We start from the raw sequence: 20,732 nt of genomic DNA, 5'->3' as shown, positions 1-20,732 counted from the left end.
GATTCTGATCAAGATCACGGTGGGGAGGGCGCCCGCTTTCGGACGCTCCTCCCACCGTGTTTGTGGGTCTAGCTCTTGCTGGGGCGGGTGCGCACGATCGCTACGATCAGGCCGGCGAGGCCCGCGGCGAGACCCCCGATGCCGAGCCACAGCGCGGCGATGGCGAGCGATGAGCCAGGCTCGGTCTCGGTGCTGGCATCTTTGGCATCAGCATGATCGCTGTGCTCATCGTCAGTGTGCTCGGCGCCTTCAGCGCTCTCTTGGTCGGCCGCGTCGTCATGGTCGTGTGAGCTCTCTTGAGCCAACTCGCCGACGCTCACCACGGGTGCGGGCGAATCGAGATCGTGAGAGTCGGCGCCGTCTTCGGCTACCTCAATCCACGCATTCTCGCCTTCTTCGCAGAGCTGGGTTACCGGAAAGGCGATGTCGGTGTTGGCGGTCGCCTCTTCGAAGAGCACAGCCATGCTCATCGTTGCCTTGAGCCCGTCTTCGATGGGCGCCAGCGCGGTGTATGTCACCTGTGTGGCGATGCCGTCGCTTCCAAGTACACGCGAGATTGAGTACGCGCCGTCAATGACAGGGGCGACCGAGGTGACACCTTCGGGAATGTCGACGACGAAAGCGGTGGTCGGTGAACCATCGCAACCGTGCGACGACGAGAATGTCAGCGTTTGACTCGACCCGGCGGCGACTTCACCCGGATCGACGTGTACGTGGGCCGAAGCCATCAGCGGCGTGGCCACAACGAGGGCGATGCCGGTGGCAACGCCAGCGAGAGTCAGCGTTCGACGGCGTGCAGGAGAGTAAGAAACAGCGTTCATGAATATGTCTTTCGTCAAGAGCGCGCGAGAGCGCGCGGTGAAAACTACGGATGCAAGCAGATCCGGTGTGGATGCGGCTAGAGCGCCGCGCTGACGAAAGCTGGGGGTCCCCGGCGTGAGACATCGCTCAGCAGGGTGATTGCACGCAGCGTGGGCAACACGCGCGCTGCCGGGTGCGCACAAGGCAGGGAGTCGAGCGGAATGAGCGCGTGTGCGCGCGCGAATATCGACCGCACGCCGCGCCCGAGAGTTCGCAGCATTCGGCCGCCGAAGTAGAGCCCGGCGACGGTGACGATAGCTGCGGTGAGGTGGCCCGCGAGCATGGCAGCATCCGGAAAGATACCCGCAACGCCCGCTGACGAAAACGATCCGAGAACGTGGTGCGCGTGCGTTGAGGTTGCAGCCTCGACAGTCCCGGACGAAGCCGAGGCTCCGGAGGTCATGGCGAACGCGAGATGAAACACCATCTGGCTCGCGAGCACGGTTGCCGTCATGCGCCAGAGCGCGAGGCGTCTGCCGGCGATAGCGACAGCAACGGGCGAAAGCAGAATCGCCAGCGCGACCACAAGAAGAGGATGGGGTGCCCCGCCGCCAGACAGCGTGTGGGACGTCGCGGCGATGATCGTCGCCACCCACGCGGCTGTCGCGCCGCGCAGAGCGCGGTAGTGGCGTGCGGTCATGGCAGTCCCTCCCCGCGTAATCCTAGAACACACGCGCACGGCCAACTCGTAGGTTTGTGCGGGTAGCGTGAGCGTGTGGAAGTCATTGCGTTCATCATCGGCGTTGTTCTCATGGTCGTGGGCCTCGCCGTGTCGATCGCGTTGCACGAGATCGGCCACCTGGTGCCGGCAAAGAAGTTCGGCGTGCGGGTCGGGCAATACATGGTCGGCTTCGGGCCGACGCTGTGGTCAAAGCGCAAAGGCGAAACCGAATACGGGCTCAAGGCCATTCCGCTCGGCGGGTACATCTCGATGGCTGGTATGTATCCGCCATCGCCACACTCGGCACGCACGGGTCGCGCGGGCGGCGGGTTCTTCGCCACGATGGTGCAGGACGCCCGGGCCGCCAATGACGAAACTCTGGTCGGCGACGATGACCAGCGAGTGTTCTACAAGCTTCCCGTCTACAAACGCGTGATCATCATGCTCGGCGGGCCGTTCATGAACCTGGTGCTGGCGATCGTCTTGTTCACGATTCTGCTCTCGGGCATCGGGGTGCAAACCGCAACCACGACGATCGCTTCGGTGAGCGAGTGCATACCCGCAGATAGCACCCGCACCGAATGCGTGGACTCTGATCCGGCGGCGCCCGCGGCGCAGGCAGGACTGCAGGCGGGCGATGAGATCATCGCTATCAACGGTGCTGAGATCTCGACATTCACCGAGGTGTCGACTGCGGTTCGAGACGCCCCAGATGAACGCATCGAAGTCGTTGTGTTGCGAGACGACGCCGAATACACGATGGCGCTGACCCCCGCCGCCGTAGAACGTCAAGTGGTGGATGCTGATGGCCTCCCCGCGGTTGACGCAAACGGAGAACCCGAGGTCGCGGTCGTGGGGATCGTGGGAATCAGCCCGGTCGTTGAATTCGAGCGTCAGCCAGTGTGGAGCGGAGCCCAGACCGCGGCCACCAATGTGAGCGCGGTTGCAGGCATCATCTGGCAGCTTCCGGTCAAGGTCTGGGAAACCGGAGTTGACACTGTCACGGGCCAGGAAAGAGATCCCGACGGACCGCTGAGCGTGGTGGGCGCGAGCGTGATCGCGGGTGAAGTCGCCGCGGCGGATGCCCCAATTCTGAACCGGGTTTCTGCGCTGCTGTCGTTGCTCGCCTCACTGAACATCGCCCTGTTCGTGTTCAACCTGGTGCCGCTGCTGCCACTGGACGGCGGCCACATCGCGGTAGCGCTGTGGGACGGCGTCAAACGCGTGTGGGCAAAGCTCTTCCGGCTGGCGCCGCCCAAGCCGGTCGATGCGACAAAACTGGTGCCGGCGACGTTCGTGGTGGTAGTGGCGTTGATCGCGATGGGTGCCGTGCTGATTCTGTCTGACCTGATCAACCCGATGTCGTTGTTCTAAGCGACGCGTCTAGTCTCAGCTAGGCGGTGATTGGCTCGAGAGCCTGGGCGACCAGCCGTTCGAGGGTAGTCATGCCATCGCGCGACAGGATCGATTCGAGGTGACCCTGCACCGAGGCGAAAGCTGGCCCACGCAACGCGTACACGGCCCCGGTTGCGTCGGCCGCGATCTCAGCTTCTTGAACGACGGCGGTGCCAGGCGCCACTCGCGCGGTGAACGTGTTGTAGAAGCCGATTGAGGCGTTCACACCGAAGATGTCGACCGACTTCTGAAGACCCTGGTGCGGAGCAGCGAGCGGAGCGAGTTCGACTCCGAGCGAGTCGGCCAACACCTGGTGGCTCAAGCAGACCGCGAGAAGCGGGGAGTGATTCTCGCGCCGGCGCGCCACGATCTCGCGCACTCGCTGGATACGTGCGCTGTCCGGGTCGCGAGGATCGCCCGGTCCGGGGCCTGAGACCACCAGCTCCGCAGCATCGATCTGCTCGTTGGTGACGCTTCCCCATGGTGCAATCTGCACGCTCAGACCGAGGTGGCGCAGCTGATGAGCGAGCATAGTCGTGAAGCGGTCTTCGGCATCGATGACCAGGGCGCTATGCCCGGCGAACGGGCCGGCACCGTCGCGGCCTTGGGGGTTCAGCCAGAACGCTGCGAGTCGAGAGTTGCGTGAGGCGAGCAGCGCGCTGATGGTTGGATCGTCAGCGAGGCTTCGGGGTTGGGGGGCGGGAGCGTCCTCGTCGATCACGTCCCCGCTGGCGGCTGCGGACGCGCTGATTGGCGACCTGGCGGTGTCGAGCTCGATCGCTCCGATCGCGCCGAGAACGCCCGCCGCTTTTCCGTGCGTCTCGCCGACCTCGCCGTATGGATCGGAATGACGCACGAGCGTAGCGCCCACGGGCACCCGCAGACGCCCGTCTTCGAGGTAGGCGGTACGAATCAGAATCGGCGCATCGAGATCGTGGGTTGCTTCATCTGCGGCGGGACTCTCGCGAGGCGTGAACAGCGCAGCGACCCCAGAATAGTAGCCGCGTGCGGTTGACTCGTGGCGGGCGATGACTGTGCACGCGTTCTGCATTGGCGAACCGGTCACGGTCGGGGCGAACATCGTCTCGCGCAGAATATCGCGAGGGTCGAGCTTGCTGCGTCCTCGCAGTACATACTCGGTGTGCGTCAGTCTTGACATCACCTTCAGCTGTGGGCCTGTGATGCGCCCGCCGTCCGAGCAGACGGCGCTCATCATCTTGAGTTCTTCGTCGACGACCATGAAGAGCTCTTCGGTCTCTTTCGTCGACTCGAGAAACTCTGTCAGCGTTTCGGCGGTGGCCCCGCCGGCGGGGTGGCGGAACGTTCCCGAAATGGGGTTCATCGTCACGACGCCGCTTTGAGCGCTGACGTGGGCTTCGGGGCTGGCGCCCACCGCAACATGACCATCAGTCACGATCGCAAACGTCCAGTACGCGCCGCGCTCATGCTCGAGCAGTGCTTTGAACCAGGTGAGTGCCGCTGTTGCGGCGTCAGCATCGACGGCCGCGACAAAGTCTCGCCGAATGACGAAATTGGCGCCTTCCCCCTGCCCGATCTCCTCTGAGATCACCCGGCGCACGATGTCGGCGTAGTCGTCATCGCCGATATCGAAACCTGCGTCGGTGAGCGCGATGGCTGCCGAGGGAAGAACTTCGATGACGTCGGCACGATTGAGTGTGATGTGATCCGTCACCACGATGCAGCGCAATGGGGCGCCATCGTCGTGGCACTCGAAACCGCGTTCGCGCACCTGGCGAAACGGCACAAGCGCGAGGACTTCTCGCGGCGTGCCCTTCGCATCGACGAGAGGAACGTCGGCGAGCAGTTCGACGTCGACAACGTCGCCTAGGAGGAGTTCGACGGTGGATTCATCGCGAGAGATGAGCGCGAATGGCGTGCCGTTTGCTGCCAGCTCGCGCAGAGAAGAGGGGGTGTACCCGGTCATCGTCGGTCTTTCGTCGTGGGGGCGGCCGCCCTACGAAAAAGACCGCCCGTGGGCGGTCTGTAGTCACACATACCCACCGCCTATGCGGTGAGCCACCAGGAAGTGTGCGCGGACATGGGCCGAACTTACCACAAGCGTGCGGGTCGGCACGTTTGCCACAAATGTGCAAGACAAGGTGCGCTTCCCAGCACGCACGCCGTTGCGCGGCGTAGGCTGGGGGAGTGCCAGCCGTGAATCTTGGGATGCCTAAAGCTCCCGTAGTCCTCGCCCCCCGCCGTAAGAGCCGACAGATCAAGGTCGGCAAAGTACTGGTGGGTGGCACCGCCCCCGTGAGCGTTCAGTCGATGACGACCACGCCGACGACCAACATCAACGCCACTCTGCAGCAGATCGCCGAGCTCACCGCTTCTGGATGTGAGATCGTGCGCGTCGCGGTGCCGACTCAAGAAGACGCCGACGTGTTGCACATCATTGCCGCTAAAAGTCAGATTCCGGTGATCGCAGATATTCACTTCCAGCCGAAGTACGTGTTTCAGGCGATCGACGCCGGGTGCGCTGCGGTGCGGGTCAATCCCGGAAACATCCGCAAGTTCGACGATCAGGTCGGCCAGATTGCCGCCGCGGCCAAGGCTGCCGAAGTGTCGCTGCGTATCGGAGTGAACGCCGGCTCGTTGGACCGGCGCATTCTCGAGAAGTACGGCAAGGCGACTCCCGAGGGGCTCATGGAGAGCGCCGTGTGGGAAGCATCCCTCTTCGAGGAGCACGATTTTCACGACTTCAAGATCTCGGTCAAGCACAACGACCCGGTTGTGATGGTCAAGGCCTACCGGCTGCTCGCAGAGCGCGGTGAGTGGCCCCTCCACCTCGGTGTCACCGAGGCAGGCCCCGCGTTTCAGGGCACGATCAAGAGCGCGACCGCTTTCGGCATTCTGCTGGGAGAGGGCATCGGAGACACGATTCGTGTGTCGCTGTCGGCACCGCCCGCCGAAGAAGTCAAGGTGGGGCACCAGATTCTGCAGTCGCTGAATCTTCGCGAGCGCAAGCTCGAGATCGTTTCCTGCCCCTCGTGCGGTCGTGCCCAGGTCGACGTGTACACGCTGGCCGAAGATGTTACTGAGGGTCTCAAAGACATGACGGTGCCGCTACGTGTCGCTGTCATGGGCTGTGTCGTAAACGGTCCTGGCGAGGCGCGAGAGGCAGACCTCGGTGTTGCTTCCGGCAACGGCAAGGGCCAGATCTTCGTCAAGGGTGAGGTGATCAAGACCGTTCCTGAGTCTGAGATCGTCGCCACGCTCATCGAAGAGGCGCAGCGCATCGCCGCTGAGATGGGTCCAGAAGCCACACCAGGAACCGCGCAGGTGATCACCGCTTAATTTCATGTCTGCACCAGATCCTCTCTTTGCTGTTTCCCGCTCCACGCGTCTGTCGCCCCGACAGCGCACACTGATCGAGCAGTGGGAGCCCACCGCTGAACTGGTCGCAGACCTCAGCTGGAGGTTAGGTGGCACCACGGTGCTGCTTGCCCGAGCCGGAGACACTGAGATCGTGGTGAAGGCTGGCGAGCGCGGCGATCTCAACGTCACGCGCGAGATCGAAGGGCGCGAGCACTGGGCAGGCGTATGGGTAGAACTTGGCGTCGCGGCCAAGACGCTTCATGCTGACAGTGACGCCAACATCCTGCTTCTCGAGCATCTTCCCGGCGATCTCATCGCGGGCAGCGAAGCAGCGATTGATCCAGAGGTGCACCGACGCGCGGGCGAGCTGCTGCGAGTTTTTCACGACCAGCGTGCAATCGACCCAGCCGACAGCGACGAAGAAGAGACCCGGCGCGCCTCAGCGTGGCTGGACTCCGCACATCGCATCGATGCCGACGCGGTGCAGCGTCTGCGATATGCGCTCAGCGTGCTTCCCGGAGTCACCGCACCCCTGGTGCCGACCCATGGCGACTTTCAGCCGCGCAACTGGCTGCTCGACGACGGCGAGGTGCGCTTCGTCGATTTCGGACGGTTTGGGCACCGCGCCGCCGCGACAGATTTCGCTCGAATGGCCGCGCAGGAGTGGCTGCAGAATCCTGCCTGTGAGACGGCATTCATCGAGGGGTATGGCATCGATCCTCGCGACAACCAGGAATGGCTGATGATCCGCCTGCGTCAGGCGATCGAAACCGCGGCTTGGGCCTACCAGGCAGGCGACCCCGCCTTTGAGCAACAGGGGTTGCGCATGGTCGATGAGGTGCTCGAAGACCTCGAGCTGTAGGACCGCGCACGCGGCCGTCGCCAGGCACCGCATCCACTAGCGTTGTCGGGTGAGTGCACCTGCCGCAGACCCGATGTCGCGCCCCGTCGTCGCCGGCATCGTCACCGCGCTGGTCGGATTCACGAGTTCATTTGCTGTTGTGCTCACCGGCCTCGCGGCCGTGGGCGCCTCGCCCGCGCAGGCAGCGAGCGGCCTGCTGGCGCTGAGCCTGCTGATGGGGCTGTCGTGCATTGTTCTCGCGTGGCGTTATCGCATGCCGATCACGGTGGCGTGGTCGACTCCGGGCGCGGCGCTGCTGGCTGCGACGGGGCTTGTTGAGGGCGGCTGGTCGGCCGCCGTCGGCGCTTTCATCGTTGTCGCCGGTCTGATTCTGCTCACCGCTGTGTGGCCGCAGCTCGGTCGCCTGATTGCTCGAATTCCGCCGTCTATCGCCCAAGCCATGTTGGCCGGTGTTCTGCTGCCCCTGTGTCTGGCTCCGGTGAGCGGGGTTGTGACGAATCCGTGGGGCGTGCTGCCGGTGATCATCACTTGGCTGGTCTTCCTCCGGCTTGCGGCGCGATGGGCAGTGCCGCTCGCGTTCGTCGCAGCATCCATCGTTGTGGGGATTCACCTTGCGACCAACCAGACCGTGATCGACCCGACCACGCTGATCCCGGCGTTCGAACTCACTGTGCCGACGTTCACTGTCGGGGGCATCGTCGGTATCGCGCTTCCGCTGTTCTTGGTGACGATGGCGTCGCAGAACGTGCCAGGCGTCGCGATCATGCGCAGCTACGGGTATGAAGTTCCCTGGCGCCCCGCGATGTTCGTCACGGGAATCGGCACCGCGGTGGCTGCACCCTTCGGCGGTCACGCCATCAACCTTGCGGCCATCAGCGCTGCGCTCGCCGCCGCCCCCGAGGCTGATGCAGACGCGAAGCGTCGTTGGGTTGCGGGCGTATCGACCGGTGCGACTGCCGTGTTGCTCGGTGCGGCGTCAACGCTGTTTGTGGCTCTGGTGCTGCTGGCGCCGGCGGCCGTCATTCCCGCCGTTGCAGGTATCGCCTTGTTCAGCGCCTTTGGCTCAGCGGTGCAACAAGCCATCGACGACCCGGGTGAGCGCATGCCCGCGGTCGTTACTTTTCTCGTCGCCGCATCCGGAGTGGCGATCGCGGGCGTGAGCGCCGCATTCTGGGCGCTTGTCGTCGGGCTTGTCGTGCGTCTGGCGTTGCACGCTGGCCGCCGCGGTTGAGTCCGCACAACTAGGATGGACGATCGTGGTCACACGTCTTTCGAACTTCTTCCTCCGCACACTCCGCGAAGACCCGGCTGATGCCGAGGTCGCGTCGCACCGACTGCTCGTGCGCGCGGGCTACATTCGACGACAGGCGCCCGGCATCTTTGCGTGGTTGCCGCTCGGACTGCGCGTCAAAGCCAAGCTCGAGACCATCATCCGCGAAGAGATGGCGAATGCCGGCGCGTTCGAAGTTCATTTTCCTGCCCTGCTGCCTCGCGAGCCCTACGAGGTGACGGGCCGGTGGGAAGAGTACGGCGATGGGCTGTTCCGCCTGCAAGACCGCAAGGGCTCTGACATGCTGCTTGCGCCCACCCACGAAGAAGTCTTCACCCTGCTGGTGAAAGACCTCTACTCGTCGTACAAAGATCTGCCTCTGACGATCTTCCAGATTCAAGACAAGTATCGCGACGAAGCCCGCCCTCGCGCGGGACTGCTGCGCGGTCGTGAGTTCACAATGAAAGACGCCTACTCGTTCGATGCATCAGATGAGGGCCTCGACGCGAGCTATATGGCGCAGCGCGATGCTTACGAGCGCATCTTCCAGCGGCTCGGGCTCGAGTACGTCATCGTTCAGGCAGACGCCGGAGCCATGGGCGGCTCTCGCTCAGAAGAGTTCCTGCACCCGACCGTCGTCGGCGAAGACACGTTCGTGCGATCCGCGAACGGCTACGCGGCAAACGTCGAGGCGTTCACCACCGTGGTTCCCGACGCCATCGACTTCGAGGGACTGGGAGCGCCGGTGATCTTCGACTCGCCGAACACCCCCACGATTCAGACTCTCGTTGACCACTGCAACTCAGAGCTTTCTTCCCCGGCCGCAGGCATCGCAGGCCCTGCCACGACGGATGCAAGTGAGTGGACCGCGGCACATACCCTGAAGAACGTGGTGCTCGCGCTCACGCAGCTCGATGGAACCCGCGAGCTTGTCGTTGTCGGACTGCCCGGCGACCGCGACGTCGATGACAAACGCGTGGAAGTCGCTTTCGCCCCCGCCACCGTGGAGGCGGCGAACGAGCAAGACTTCGCCAAGCACCCGCAGCTTGTCAAGGGATATATCGGCCCCTGGTCAGAGTCGGGAGCCGTCCTGGGCGAAGAATCGATCACGGGGATCCGCTACGTTCTTGACCCGCGAGTGGTCGCTGGCACCGCGTGGGTCACCGGAGCGAACGTCGATCAGAAGCACGTGCACTCGCTGGTGGCTGGCCGTGATTTCACCGCTGACGCCGTCGTTGAGGTCGCCTCGGTGCGCGCCGGTGACCCGGCACCCGACGGCTCGGGCCCGGTAGAGCTTGCCCGTGGCATGGAGATCGGACACGTCTTCCAGCTTGGGCGCAAGTACGCTGAGGCGCTCGGGCTCAAGGTGCTCGACGTGAACGGCAAGCTCGTGACGGTGACGATGGGTTCGTACGGCATCGGCGTCACTCGCATTCTCGCGATCATCGCAGAGCTGAACAACGACGAAAAGGGTCTCATCTGGCCTGCCTCTGTCGCACCGTTTGACGTGCACGTCGTTGCCGCTGGTCGGGATCAGGTGGCTTTCGAAGTCGCTGATTCCCTGTCACGTGAACTCGAAGCCGCGGGCATTGACGTGCTCTATGACGACCGGCCCAAGGTATCGCCCGGCGTCAAGTTCGGCGACGCCGAACTCGTTGGCGTCCCTTACATCGTGATTGTGGGCCGCGGTGCCGCGGACGGCCAGGTCGAGCTGTGGAATCGTCACACCGGTGAACGCGAGAGCATCGCGGTGGGCGATGTGTTCGGTCGTCTGCCGCGCTAGATTGCCGATCGTTCACGCGTCGTTCGCCGAGAGGCCGTTGGTCATGACACGCTGGGTGCATGCCCGATAGCGCATCCGTTCCAGCCGACGCCACCGACGACCTACGCACGCTCATCGACGACGCGGGGATCACCCGCAACGCCGACCTGGTCGCGCGCATTCTGGCGACCGGCGTGGGCCTCGGACTCGACGAAGCCGATCGACTCGACCTCAAGATCACCTCGGCTGCGCTGACTGAGATGCGGGCGGCATTCAGCCTGTTCGCGCCGTACGCGGGCATTCCGAAGGTCACGATCTTCGGTTCAGCTCGCACGAAATCGCACGATGCGCAGTATCAGCAGGCATCAGCCGTCGCCGCTGTGCTTGCTGACCAGGGATGGATGGTCGTCACGGGAGCAGGTCCGGGAATCATGCAGGCCGCTGCCGAGGGTGCTGGCGCAGACCGGTCAATCGGCGTGTCGATTCGGCTACCCTTCGAAGACAAGCCGAACGCGATCATCGCAGGCGGTGCCAACGTCGCGATGAAGTACTTCTTCACGCGCAAGCTCATGCTGGTGAAAGAGTCGCGCGGCTTTGTCTGCGTGCCCGGCGGGTTCGGCACTCTCGACGAGATGTTCGAGCTGCTCACCTTGCAGCAGACGGGCAAGGCAGAGCCGACGCCGATCGTGCTCTTGGATGCACCTGGCGGAACGTTCTGGAAAGGGCTGGAAGCCTTCATCGACGAGCATCTCATTGCCTCGGGGGTCGTTTCGCCGAACGACTTCGACCGTGTGTTTGTAACAGATTCTGTGGATGCTGCTGCCGCCGAGATCACCGGGTTCTGGCGCAACTACGATTCGCTGCGCTGGGTGGACGGTCGGCTGGTGCTGCGGCTGAGAGCCGAGCCGACAGATGCAGAGATCGATGGGCTCAACGACTCGTTCGCCGACTTGCTGGCGGAAGGTCGTATCGAAAGAGGTGCACCACACCGTCACGAGATCACAGACGGTGACAAAGTCGAACTGCCTCGACTGGTGCTGACGCTCAATCAGTTCAAGATCGGCGCGCTGCACACGCTGATACGCGGCATCAATTCGCTTGAGACGGCGCCACAGATCGACGCCATCGACGGCTGACTCCTAGCCACGCAGCGCCTGGCTTCGCGATGCCTACGGCGTCACTCGGCGCGTGGGGCACCGTGCAGGTGGTCGCGGTGCTTGTTGGCTTGGCGCTTCTTCGTCGGCAAATCGATCGGACCGGTGACAGAGAGCGCGTCTTCCCAGACTTCCACTCCCTTGACCTCGGGCAGTCGGTCGCTCGTGAAGACGGGATCCAGTCCTGCACGCCGCTGCTGTGAGTAGTCCTTCAGCAGTTTGAACGCCACCCCCGACAGCAGAGCGATCGCGACGAGGTTGGTCAGCGCCATGAATCCCATCACACCGTCGGCGAAGGTCCACACGACGCCGGCCGAAATGAGCGCGCCCGCGAAGACCGAGACGATCGCCACAATGCGGTAGCCCAAAAGTACGGCGCGGCTCGAAGTGATGAACTCGATGTTCGACTGCCCGTAGTAGTAGTTGCCGAGGATCGAAGAGAAGGCCAACAAGAAGATGATGATGATCAGCAGCACGTTCGCCCAGTCGCCCAGGGTGCTCGTGATCGCATCCTGAGTGAGACCGATTCCCTGCGTTGCTGTGGATAGATCGGGTACCGAGACCAAGATTATGAATGCCGTAATGGAGCAGACGAGAAAGGTGTCGAAGTAGACGCCGAGCGTCTGCACGAGACCTTGCTTCACGGGGTGCGTGACCGCAGCTGACGCGCCTGCGTTGGGGGCAGAACCCAGTCCGGCCTCGTTTGAGAACATTCCGCGCCGAGCGCCGGTGAGAATGATGTAGCCGAGCGCGGCGCCAACGACCTCGTTGTAGCCGAAGGCATCGGCGAAAATCGAGCCGATGACGGCAGGAATGCGATCGACGTGCATCGCCACGATTGCAATTCCGATCAGCAGGTACAGAACGGCCATCGCGGGCACCAGAGCCTGGGTTACTGAGGCGATGCGCCGGACGCCACCGAACACGACGAGACCCATGAGCAGCGCAAGCCCCACGCCCGTTGCGGGAGCGAGCCAGTCGGCAGCGCTCCCGCCCATGCTTCCGGCGATCGTGGCTTGAATAGTGTTGGCCTGCAGCGACGAGAAGGCGATCGGAAAGCAGACGATCAGGATGATCGCGAAAACGATGCCCATCCAGCGGGCGCCGAGCCCTCGTTGCATGTAGTAGGCGGGCCCGCCACGGAACCCGTCTTTGTCGCGGGTCTTGTAGAGCTGGGCGAGCGAAGATTCAATGAAGCTGGATGCTCCGCCAATGAGCGCCATGAGCCACATCCAGAAAACGGCTCCTGGGCCGCCCAGCGCGATCGCGGTGCCCACGCCAGCGATGTTTCCCACGCCGACGCGCGACGCTGCCGAGATCGTGAACGCTTGGAACGCAGATACCGATTGAGGTTCGCCATTCGCGTCTCGTGGAGTCTTGTCTGTCAGCGTCCTGAACATCTCTGGGATCAGGCGAAACTGCACGCCTCTCGAGCGGATCGTGAAATAGAGCCCGAGCCCCACCACCACCGGCAGCACAATCCACGTCCAGAGGTTGTCGCCCCACACTGCCATCCACTCGGTCACTGCATCCATCCGCTCAGTATGGAGGCGAGATGCCGATTTTCACCAGCACGACGTGAATATTGCGCGTGTCGATATCTCTCAGGAAGCGCAGCCCTCTGATCCTGTAACGTTGTAGGGTTCCGGCGGCCCGAATGCGTCGGTAAGAGCTGAATATGGAGGCACCTGTGGACATTGATCTGGGACTGTTGAGGACCGTCGAGCGGGAGAAGGAGATTCCCTTCGAAGAACTCGTACGGATCATCGAGCAGGCGATTCTTACCGCCTACGCCAAGCACACCACTCCCGATGGTGAACTGCACGAAGGTGCGCGCGCGGTACTCGACCGCAAGACCGGCCACGTTGCTGTTTTCATTCCGCTGCTCGACGAAGAAGACGTCGTCATTGGCGAAGAAGAAAGCACACCCGAGAACTTCGGTCGCATTGCTGCTTTCGCCGCTAAGCAAGTGATCAGTCAGCGCCTGCGCGATATCGCAGATGACGCAGTGCTCGGCGAGTTCAAGGGCAAAGAGGGCGACATCGTCGCCGGCATGATCCAGCAGGGCCCCAACCCGCGTATGGTGCACGTCGATCTAGGCACCGTCGAGGCGATCCTGCCACCCGAAGAGCAGGTGCCCGGCGAGGAGTACACGCACGGTTCGCGGCTGCGCGTGTACGTCACCGGCGTGACAAAGGGCACCAAGGGTCCGCAGATCACGGTCTCTCGCACCCACCCCGGTCTGGTGCGCAAACTCTTCGCGCTCGAGGTTCCCGAAATTGCCAGCGGCGTCGTCGAGATTGTTTCGCTTGCCCGTGAGGCCGGTCACCGCAGCAAGATTGCGGTGAAGGCGAACGACCCGAGCATCAACGCGAAGGGTGCCTGCATCGGCGAGCTGGGGCGCCGCGTGCGAGCGGTGACCGAAGAGCTTGCCGGCGAGAAGATCGACATCGTCGACTACGACCCGGAGCTGGCGAAGTTCGTTGCCAACGCGCTCTCGCCCGCCAAGGTCACCTCATCGTTCATTCTGGACATGTCGAGCAAAGCGGTGCGAGCGCTCGTTCCCGACTACCAGCTGTCGCTCGCGATCGGCAAAGAAGGCCAGAACGCGCGCCTCGCGGCCAAGCTCACTGGAGCCAAGATTGACATCCAACCTGACAGCATCTTGGAAGACAGCTGACAATCGGCCGGTGGCTGTCGGGGTGTAGGATGGGACCAGTACGAACGTGTGTCGGATGCCGCACGCGTGAGTCTCGGGCTGCTCTTCTCAGAGTGGTATCAATCAACTCAACGCTCGTTGTTGACGAGCGCGCAGTGATGCCGGGACGAGGCGCGTGGGTGCATGAGACAAGCGAATGTGTGGAGGCCGCGATCCGGCGCCGCGCTTTCGTGCGTGCATTACGTGTGTCAGCGCCGCTTGACACGCAGACCATCGAGAAACGGCTGAATGGCTATGGAAACAAAGTGAACGGCTCGAAATGAGACCCGTCCGCGACTAACGGTCTGCCCTGTCTGGGGAGACCTCAGACAGGAGAATTGTGGCAAACGCCAAACCACGCGTACACGAGATCGCTTCAGAACTCGGTGTTGACAGCAAGGTGGCTCTCGCGAAGCTGAAGGAACTCGGAGAGTTCGTCAAGAGCCCCGCGTCCACCATCGAACCCCCCGTGGCGCGCAAGCTGCGCGCCGCACTCCAGGCGGACGGTGAAGCAGCATCCGCTGCCGCCGATTCAAAGCCTGCTGCGTCGGCGAAGCCAGGCGCAAAGTCTGCTGCGGCCAAGCCAGGCGCAGCCAAGCCTGGTGCTGCGACGCCGGCTAAGCCTGGTGCAGCGACCCCGGCGAAGCCGGGTGCGCGACCCGGCCCTGCCAAGCCGGCCGCGCCGGCCGAGCCGGTTGCGGCTGAACCTGCAGCTACTCCGTCGCCCGCTACTCCCTCGGCAGCTAAGCCGTCTGCTGCAAAGCCAGGCGCGCCGACTCCGGCTCCCGCCCCGGCGGCGCCCGAGGCTGCTGCTCCTGAAGCACCGTCCACCGATGGCGCGTCACCCGCTCCGCGCCCAGGCGGCGCAGCACCGCGTCCGGGCAACAACCCCTTCGCATCTGCTCAGGGCATGGGACAGCGTCCGGCAGGTCCGCGTCCGGGCAACAACCCCTTCGCATCTGCTCAGGGCATGGGTCAGCGCCCGACACCCGGCAACATTCCGCGTCCGCAGGCACCTCGTCCTGGATCCCCTCGTCCCGGAGCTCCTCGCCCCGGTGGCGGAGGTCGTCCCGGTGGCGGTCGTCCCGGTGGCGCTCCGTTCCAACAGCGTCCGGGCGGTCCTGGCCGTCCCGGCGGTGGCGGTCGTCCCGGCGGTGGCGCTCCTGGCGGTCCTCCCGCAGGTGGTTTCGCCGGACGCCCAGGTGGCGGTGGCGGCCGTGGCCGTGGTCCTGGCGGTGGCACCGCGGGTGCCTTCGGCAAGGGCGGCGGCAAGTCGAAGCAGCGCAAGTCACGTCGGGCGAAGCGCCAAGAGTTTGAGATGAGAGATGCGCCGACCGTAGGTGGCGTAAACGTTTCGCGCGGCAACGGTGAAACCATCCGCATGCGCCGCGGCGCGTCGATCTCGGACTTCGCAGACAAGATCGAGAACTTGACCGGCTACACAGTGCAGCCAGGAACGCTCGTCACCATCTTGTTCAACCTGGGTGAGATGGCGACGGCTACTGAGTCGCTCGATGAGGCCACTTTCGAGGTGCTTGGTGAAGAGCTCGGCTACAAGATTCAGATGGTCTCGCCGGAGGACGAAGATAAGGAACTCCTCGAGACGTTCGGTCTGAATCTTGACGCAGAACTGGAAGCTGAAAACGAGGAAGACCTCGAGATCCGTCCTCCAGTTGTCACTGTGATGGGTCACGTTGACCACGGTAAGACGCGTCTTCTCGACGCGATCCGAAATGCGAACGTCGTCGCGGGTGAGGCCGGCGGCATCACCCAGCACATCGGTGCGTACCAGGTCTGGACCGAACATGAGGGCATCGAGCGAGCGATCACGTTCATCGATACTCCGGGTCACGAAGCGTTCACCGCGATGCGTGCCCGTGGTGCGCAGGTCACTGACCTCGCGATCCTGGTGGTTGCAGCTGACGACGGCATCATGCCGCAGACGGTTGAGGCTCTCAACCACGCGCAGGCAGCGAACGTGCCGATCGTGGTTGCGGTCAACAAGGTCGACAAGCCAGATTCGAATCCCGCCAAGGTTCGTCAGCAGCTCACCGAATACGGTCTGGTGGCCGAGGAATACGGCGGAGACGTTATCTTCGTCGACGTCTCAGCTCGCGATGGCTTGAACATCCAGCAGCTGCTGGACGCTGTTCTGCTTACCGCCGATGCTGGCCTTGACCTCACGGCGAACCCGAATAAAGCTGCTCGTGGCGTTGCCATTGAAGCCAAGCTCGACAAGGGTCGCGGTGCTGTTGCTACCGTGCTCATCCAGTCGGGAACGCTCCGCGTGGGCGACTCGATCGTGGCTGGTACGGCATACGGCCGCGTGCGTGCCATGGCAGATGAGAACGGCGAAGCTGTTCTCGAAGCCTTCCCGTCGCGTCCGGTTGCCGTGCAGGGTCTGAACTCAGTGCCTCGCGCCGGTGACACATTCATCGTCACCGACGAAGACCGACTGGCACGCCAGATCGCTGAGAAGCGTGAAGCGGCTGAGCGCAACGCGCAGCTGGCCAAGGCTCGCAAGCGCATTTCGCTTGAAGACTTCACCCGTGCACTGCAAGAAGGCAAGGTCGAATCGCTCAACCTCATCATCAAGGGTGACGTGTCGGGTGCCGTTGAGGCGCTCGAAGAATCGTTGCTCAAGATCGAGGTCGACGACTCCGTTCAGCTGCGCATCATCCACCGCGGTGTGGGTGCGATCACCGAATCCGACGTGAACCTGGCGACGATCGACAACGCGATCATCATCGGCTTCAATGTTCGTCCCGACCCGAAGGCTCGTGAGCGCGCGCAGCGTGAAGGCGTCGACACCCGTTTCTACTCGGTCATCTACAACGCGATTGATGACGTCGAGCAGTCGCTTCAGGGCCTGCTCAAGCCAGAGTACGAAGAGGTTCAGTCCGGTGTCGCCGAGATTCGCGAGGTGTTCCGCTCCTCGAAGTTCGGCAACATCGCGGGTGTCATCGTTCGCTCCGGCACGATCACACGCAACGCGAAGGCTCGCGTCATCCGCGACGGCGTCGTCGTCGCAGATGGTCTCGCCATCGAGTCGCTGCGTCGTTTCAAGGATGACGTCACTGAAGTTCGCACGGACTTCGAAGCCGGTATCGGCCTCGGCAAGTTCAACGACATTCAGGTCGGCGACGAGGTCGAAACAACCGAAATGGTAGAAAAGCCCCGAGGCTGAACCTCGTAGCATCGGTTCAGGATGCCCCAGCAACAGCCGGGGCATCCTGAACCTTCGCGGTCACCTCAGACCGCACAGAGAGAGAGTTTGATATGGGCAGCGAACGTCAGGCGCGACTGGGTGACCGAATCCGAGTGATTCTTGCCGAGCGCCTCGAGAAGGGTCTTCGTGACCCCCGTCTTGGCTTCGTAACGATCACGGACGTGCGCGTCACGGGCGATCTTCAGCATGCATCGGTGTTCTACACCGTTTATGGTTCCGACGAAGAGCGTGCGAACTCGGCTGCAGCGTTGAAGGCCGCCACTGGCATGCTTCGCTCCGAGGTGGGAAAGCATTTGAATGTGCGACTCACGCCTTCGCTCGAGTTCATTCTCGACGCACTGCCCGATAACGCGGGCCACATTGCTGACCTGCTGCGCGAAGCGCGCGAGCGGGATGACGCGGTTACCGCAATTGCCGCTGGCGCAGCCTACGCGGGCGAAGAAGACCCCTACATCAAGCCGCGCACGTTTGACGAAGACGACGAGCTGCAAGCCACTTCTGCTGATGCTGATGCTGAAGCTGAAGCTGAAGCGGCTGACGAGTCAACACCCACCGAAAACAACTGACACCGGCTCGGCTTGGCGATGATCGTCAGCTGAGCGATCCGCCCACCGAGTGCCGATCTTCGTCATTGTCGATGCTCGTGCGCATAGCGACGTTGAGCGCCCGAGCGATATCAGCCAGCGGCAGTTCAGGTTCGCTCGTGGACTGCCCGGTTGCCCACGGCACGTGGATGAAGCCGGCCTTGCGGTCGCTGCCGCGCCTTGCCCACGTCGCTGCGCGGTAGAAGATGTGATTGCACACGAATGTGCCAGCGGTCGTTGACAACGACGAAGGAATACCCGCCGCTGAGAGCTCGTGGGCGATCGCTTTCACCGGCAACGATGAGAACACCGCTGCTGGAGCATCGGCAATCGAAGACTCGTCGATGGGCTGCGCACCGTCGTTGTCTGGAATCCTGGCGTCGACGAGGTTTACGGCGACGCGTTCAACTGAGATCGTGGAGCGACCGCCTGCGAGTCCTACGGCGATGACCACCTGCGGCTGATGCCGCGTCAAGAGCTCTTCGAATACGGATGCTGCGCCGTCGAATGTGACCGGAAGCACCGCGGTGACGAGAACCTCTGGCCCCTCCCACAGTGCGGCGGCCAGGTGTACGGCTTCGCCGCTGGGGTTGCTGGAGTCGCCCGCGAACGGCTCGAATCCTGTCATCAGTACGGTCATCACCGATCCAGCGTATGGCGACATGCGCGGTCGTGGCGCTCGATCGAAGGTGCACTCAGCGGGGGAGTTGCAGCATCCCATCAAAGACCTCGGCGAGACCGTCGGCTATGAGTGAGTCAATCGCTCGGTGACGTTGCGCAGCGTCGGGCCAGTCGGCGATGACACCCTCTAGAGCGACCACGTGGGTTGCCGCATCCCTCAGCTCTTTGAGCACCGCACCCCGCGCCTGTCGGTCGCTGCCCTCATATCGTGCCTGCTTGCGTCGGTCGTCGCCGGTATCTGGGTAGCCCGCCGCTCGCCACGCACAGATATCGGCGAGCGGACAGACCTCGCATCGCGGAGCGCGAGCGGTGCACACCACGGCACCGAGTTCCATGGCTGCGGCGTTGACGATGGCAGCTGACTCGTCGTCGGCCGGCAGGATCGACGCCATGTCGTCTAGATCGCGACGTGAGGCATTGCCCGGCTGCGAGCGTCCGCCGACAGCGCGCGCGAGCACGCGGCGAGTGTTGGTATCGACCACTGGGTGGCGCTGGCCGTAGGCGAAGACCGCAACCGCACGCGCGGTGTAGTCCCCAACCCCGCTGAGCGCGAGCAGCGCGGACACCTCGGTGGGGACCTCGCCGCCGTGCTGGTCGCGAATCTCGACCGCTGCCTGATGCAACCACAGCGCGCGGCGCGGGTAGCCGAGGTTCGCCCATTGGCGTACCGCATCGGCGGGTGAACTATCGGCGAGTGCGGTAGCAGTGGGCCAGCGCTTCAGCCACTCTTCGAGACGCGGAATCACACGGTTGACCGGCGTCTGCTGCAACATGAACTCGCTGACGAGCACGCCCCACGCCCCGAAGTCAGGATCGCGCCATGGCAACTCGCGCGCGTTTTCGCCGTACCACTCGATGAGGGGGAGCGCGGGCATCGCACCAGCCTAATCGCGCCCGACACGCACTTAGGCTAGAGGCATGCTTTTCACGATCGCGTCCGACAGCTGATGCCGACGGGAATTCTTCTCGTCGACAAATCGGGCGGTATGACCAGTCACGATGTGGTCTCTCGTGCACGCAAGGCGCTCGGCACACGCAAGATCGGCCACGCAGGCACTCTTGATCCGATGGCAACGGGGCTATTGGTGCTGGGCGTAGACGCTGCGACCAGATTGCTGACCTTCATCGTCGGCCTCGACAAGACGTACGAAGCGACGATCCGACTGGGGATGAGCACCGACACCGATGATGCCGAGGGTGAAGAAACCGCTCGCGCGCCTGAATCCGCCGTGGCCGGCATCACCGCGTCACAGACCGACGCGGGAATCGCAATGCTGACCGGGGAGATCTCGCAGGTGCCGAGCACTGTTTCGGCTATCAAGGTGAACGGCAGGCGTGCCTACGACCTGGCTCGTGCTGGCGAAGAGGTCGTGCTCAAGTCTCGCAACGTCACCGTGGCGCGCTTCGAAGTTGTCCGCGAGCATCGCGTGGCTGGGTTCATCGATCTTGACGTGATCGTCGACTGTTCAAGCGGCACCTACATTCGGGCACTGGCACGCGACCTCGGAACCTACCTCGGTGTCGGCGGTCACCTGACCGCGTTGCGGCGCACGCGAATAGGGCCTTTCGAGGTTGCAGATGCAACCGGCACCGACAACCTAGGCGACGCTGCGCTGGTCGCACCCGCAGAGGTAGCGGCGGAAGTGCTGGGCAGAATCGATGTCACCGAAGACGAAGCACGAGACCTGCGCCACGGCAAGAAGCTGAAGGGCGCGGCCTCACGCTTGGTGCGCACCCCAACCGCCGCAGTTGATCCGGCAGGTGTGCTCGTCGGCGTCGTAGAAAAGCGCGGAGATGACGTCAAGAGTGCAATGAATATGCCCAAGGAGATGCCCGCATGATCATGTGGTTCACGATCGTCCAGATCGCTATTGCTGTCGGCGGCGGGCTCTTCTCTGTGATTGCCGGTCTTGCAGGTCGCCGGCCGAGTGATTTCACCGTGGGCGCTGTTGCTCTTGTCGAGTTGCTGCTCATCGTGCAGATCGTGATCGCGATCGTCGCGCCCTTCGCAGGCAACGAGCCCACCGGCAGCTTGCTTGAATTCTGGGTCTATCTCGTCTCGGCGGCGCTGATCCCGCCGGCCAGCGTGTTCTGGGCTCTGCTCGAGCGCAGCCGTTGGAGCACCGTGATCATGGGTGTCGGCGCCTTGTCGGTAGCGGTGATGCTGTGGCGTATGCAGAGCATTTGGACGCTGCAGATAGCCTGAGCCCGTCGCGGCGGCTCATCTCGTCGCTTC

18 protein-coding genes are annotated in these 20,732 nt (G+C 63.4%); 12 read left to right on the top strand and 6 right to left on the bottom strand.

Features of this window, described 5'->3' with window-relative positions; translation table 11 throughout:
• Positions 1–68: 68 nt before the first annotated feature.
• Complete coding sequence (locus SJY18_RS04935) at positions 69–821, bottom strand: DUF1775 domain-containing protein (RefSeq protein ID WP_396668581.1); 753 nt, start codon at positions 819–821, stop codon at positions 69–71.
• A 77-nt stretch (positions 822–898) separates the two neighbouring features.
• Positions 899–1,501: a hypothetical protein gene (locus SJY18_RS04930; protein WP_337338785.1), complete on the bottom strand. Its 603-nt coding sequence runs from the start codon at positions 1,499–1,501 to the stop codon at positions 899–901.
• 75 nt (positions 1,502–1,576) lie between these two features.
• Here SJY18_RS04930 and SJY18_RS04925 point away from each other — a divergent pair, with 75 nt between their 5' ends.
• Positions 1,577–2,896 (top strand): M50 family metallopeptidase, encoded by a 1,320-nt coding sequence (locus tag SJY18_RS04925; RefSeq protein WP_396668580.1) that lies wholly within the window; start codon positions 1,577–1,579, stop codon positions 2,894–2,896.
• A 19-nt stretch (positions 2,897–2,915) separates the two neighbouring features.
• On the opposite strand, the gene SJY18_RS04920 is transcribed toward SJY18_RS04925, so the two are convergent.
• Positions 2,916–4,862: an anthranilate synthase family protein gene (locus SJY18_RS04920; RefSeq protein WP_396668579.1), complete on the bottom strand. Its 1,947-nt coding sequence runs from the start codon at positions 4,860–4,862 to the stop codon at positions 2,916–2,918.
• Between the two features lie 242 nt (positions 4,863–5,104).
• Here SJY18_RS04920 and ispG point away from each other — a divergent pair, with 242 nt between their 5' ends.
• The 5 genes from ispG to SJY18_RS04895 all read left to right on the top strand — a co-directional run bounded on the left by ispG (position 5,105) and on the right by SJY18_RS04895 (position 11,286).
• Positions 5,105–6,235, top strand: a complete 1,131-nt coding sequence (ispG, locus tag SJY18_RS04915; RefSeq protein ID WP_396668578.1) for a flavodoxin-dependent (E)-4-hydroxy-3-methylbut-2-enyl-diphosphate synthase — start codon at positions 5,105–5,107, stop codon at positions 6,233–6,235.
• Between the two features lie 4 nt (positions 6,236–6,239).
• Positions 6,240–7,118, top strand: a complete 879-nt coding sequence (locus SJY18_RS04910; protein WP_396668577.1) for a phosphotransferase — start codon at positions 6,240–6,242, stop codon at positions 7,116–7,118.
• A 73-nt stretch (positions 7,119–7,191) separates the two neighbouring features.
• A complete protein-coding gene (locus SJY18_RS04905) occupies positions 7,192–8,349 on the top strand; it encodes a benzoate/H(+) symporter BenE family transporter (protein WP_396668884.1) in 1,158 nt (385 codons plus the stop codon).
• A 25-nt stretch (positions 8,350–8,374) separates the two neighbouring features.
• Positions 8,375–10,171: a proline--tRNA ligase gene (locus SJY18_RS04900; protein ID WP_396668576.1), complete on the top strand. Its 1,797-nt coding sequence runs from the start codon at positions 8,375–8,377 to the stop codon at positions 10,169–10,171.
• Between the two features lie 59 nt (positions 10,172–10,230).
• Entirely contained in the window at positions 10,231–11,286 is a 1,056-nt protein-coding gene (locus SJY18_RS04895; RefSeq protein ID WP_337338779.1) for a TIGR00730 family Rossman fold protein, read from the top strand.
• A 41-nt stretch (positions 11,287–11,327) separates the two neighbouring features.
• On the opposite strand, the gene SJY18_RS04890 is transcribed toward SJY18_RS04895, so the two are convergent.
• Entirely contained in the window at positions 11,328–12,839 is a 1,512-nt protein-coding gene (locus SJY18_RS04890) for an alanine/glycine:cation symporter family protein (protein ID WP_396668575.1), read from the bottom strand.
• Positions 12,840–12,994: 155 nt separating this feature from the next.
• Between SJY18_RS04890 and nusA the strand changes: the two genes are divergently transcribed.
• From nusA to rbfA, 4 genes are all read left to right on the top strand, one after another.
• Positions 12,995–13,984, top strand: coding sequence for a transcription termination factor NusA (nusA, locus tag SJY18_RS04885; RefSeq protein ID WP_337338777.1), 990 nt, complete (start codon positions 12,995–12,997; stop codon positions 13,982–13,984).
• Between the two features lie 29 nt (positions 13,985–14,013).
• On the top strand, positions 14,014–14,286 hold the full coding sequence (locus SJY18_RS04880) for a YlxR family protein (protein ID WP_337338776.1): 273 nt from the start codon (positions 14,014–14,016) through the stop codon (positions 14,284–14,286).
• 56 nt (positions 14,287–14,342) lie between these two features.
• Positions 14,343–17,189: a translation initiation factor IF-2 gene (infB, locus tag SJY18_RS04875; protein ID WP_337338775.1), complete on the top strand. Its 2,847-nt coding sequence runs from the start codon at positions 14,343–14,345 to the stop codon at positions 17,187–17,189.
• Between the two features lie 92 nt (positions 17,190–17,281).
• Positions 17,282–17,797 carry a 30S ribosome-binding factor RbfA gene (rbfA, locus tag SJY18_RS04870; RefSeq protein ID WP_396668574.1) on the top strand — a complete coding sequence of 172 codons (516 nt, stop codon included), beginning with the start codon at positions 17,282–17,284 and terminating at the stop codon, positions 17,795–17,797.
• Between the two features lie 25 nt (positions 17,798–17,822).
• Here the strand turns inward: rbfA and pcp are convergent, their stop codons facing one another.
• Positions 17,823–18,455 carry a pyroglutamyl-peptidase I gene (gene pcp, locus SJY18_RS04865; protein WP_396668883.1) on the bottom strand — a complete coding sequence of 211 codons (633 nt, stop codon included), beginning with the start codon at positions 18,453–18,455 and terminating at the stop codon, positions 17,823–17,825.
• Between the two features lie 55 nt (positions 18,456–18,510).
• The gene (locus SJY18_RS04860) at positions 18,511–19,371 is read right to left on the bottom strand and encodes an A/G-specific adenine glycosylase (RefSeq protein WP_396668573.1); all 861 of its coding nucleotides are present in this window, start codon (positions 19,369–19,371) and stop codon (positions 18,511–18,513) included.
• Positions 19,372–19,443: 72 nt separating this feature from the next.
• On the opposite strand from SJY18_RS04860, the gene truB reads away from it, so the two are divergent.
• Positions 19,444–20,337, top strand: coding sequence for a tRNA pseudouridine(55) synthase TruB (gene truB / locus SJY18_RS04855; RefSeq protein ID WP_396668572.1), 894 nt, complete (start codon positions 19,444–19,446; stop codon positions 20,335–20,337).
• Positions 20,334–20,702 carry a hypothetical protein gene (locus SJY18_RS04850; protein ID WP_337338772.1) on the top strand — a complete coding sequence of 123 codons (369 nt, stop codon included), beginning with the start codon at positions 20,334–20,336 and terminating at the stop codon, positions 20,700–20,702. The genes truB and SJY18_RS04850 overlap by 4 nt, the downstream gene beginning before the upstream one ends.
• The last annotated feature ends 30 nt before the right edge of the window (positions 20,703–20,732 follow it).

It is taken from the genome of Microbacterium sp. R86528 (assembly GCF_044596335.1).
GTDB lineage: Bacteria > Actinomycetota > Actinomycetes > Actinomycetales > Microbacteriaceae > Microbacterium > Microbacterium marmarense.
This window is presented reverse-complemented; position numbering and strand designations above follow the sequence as displayed.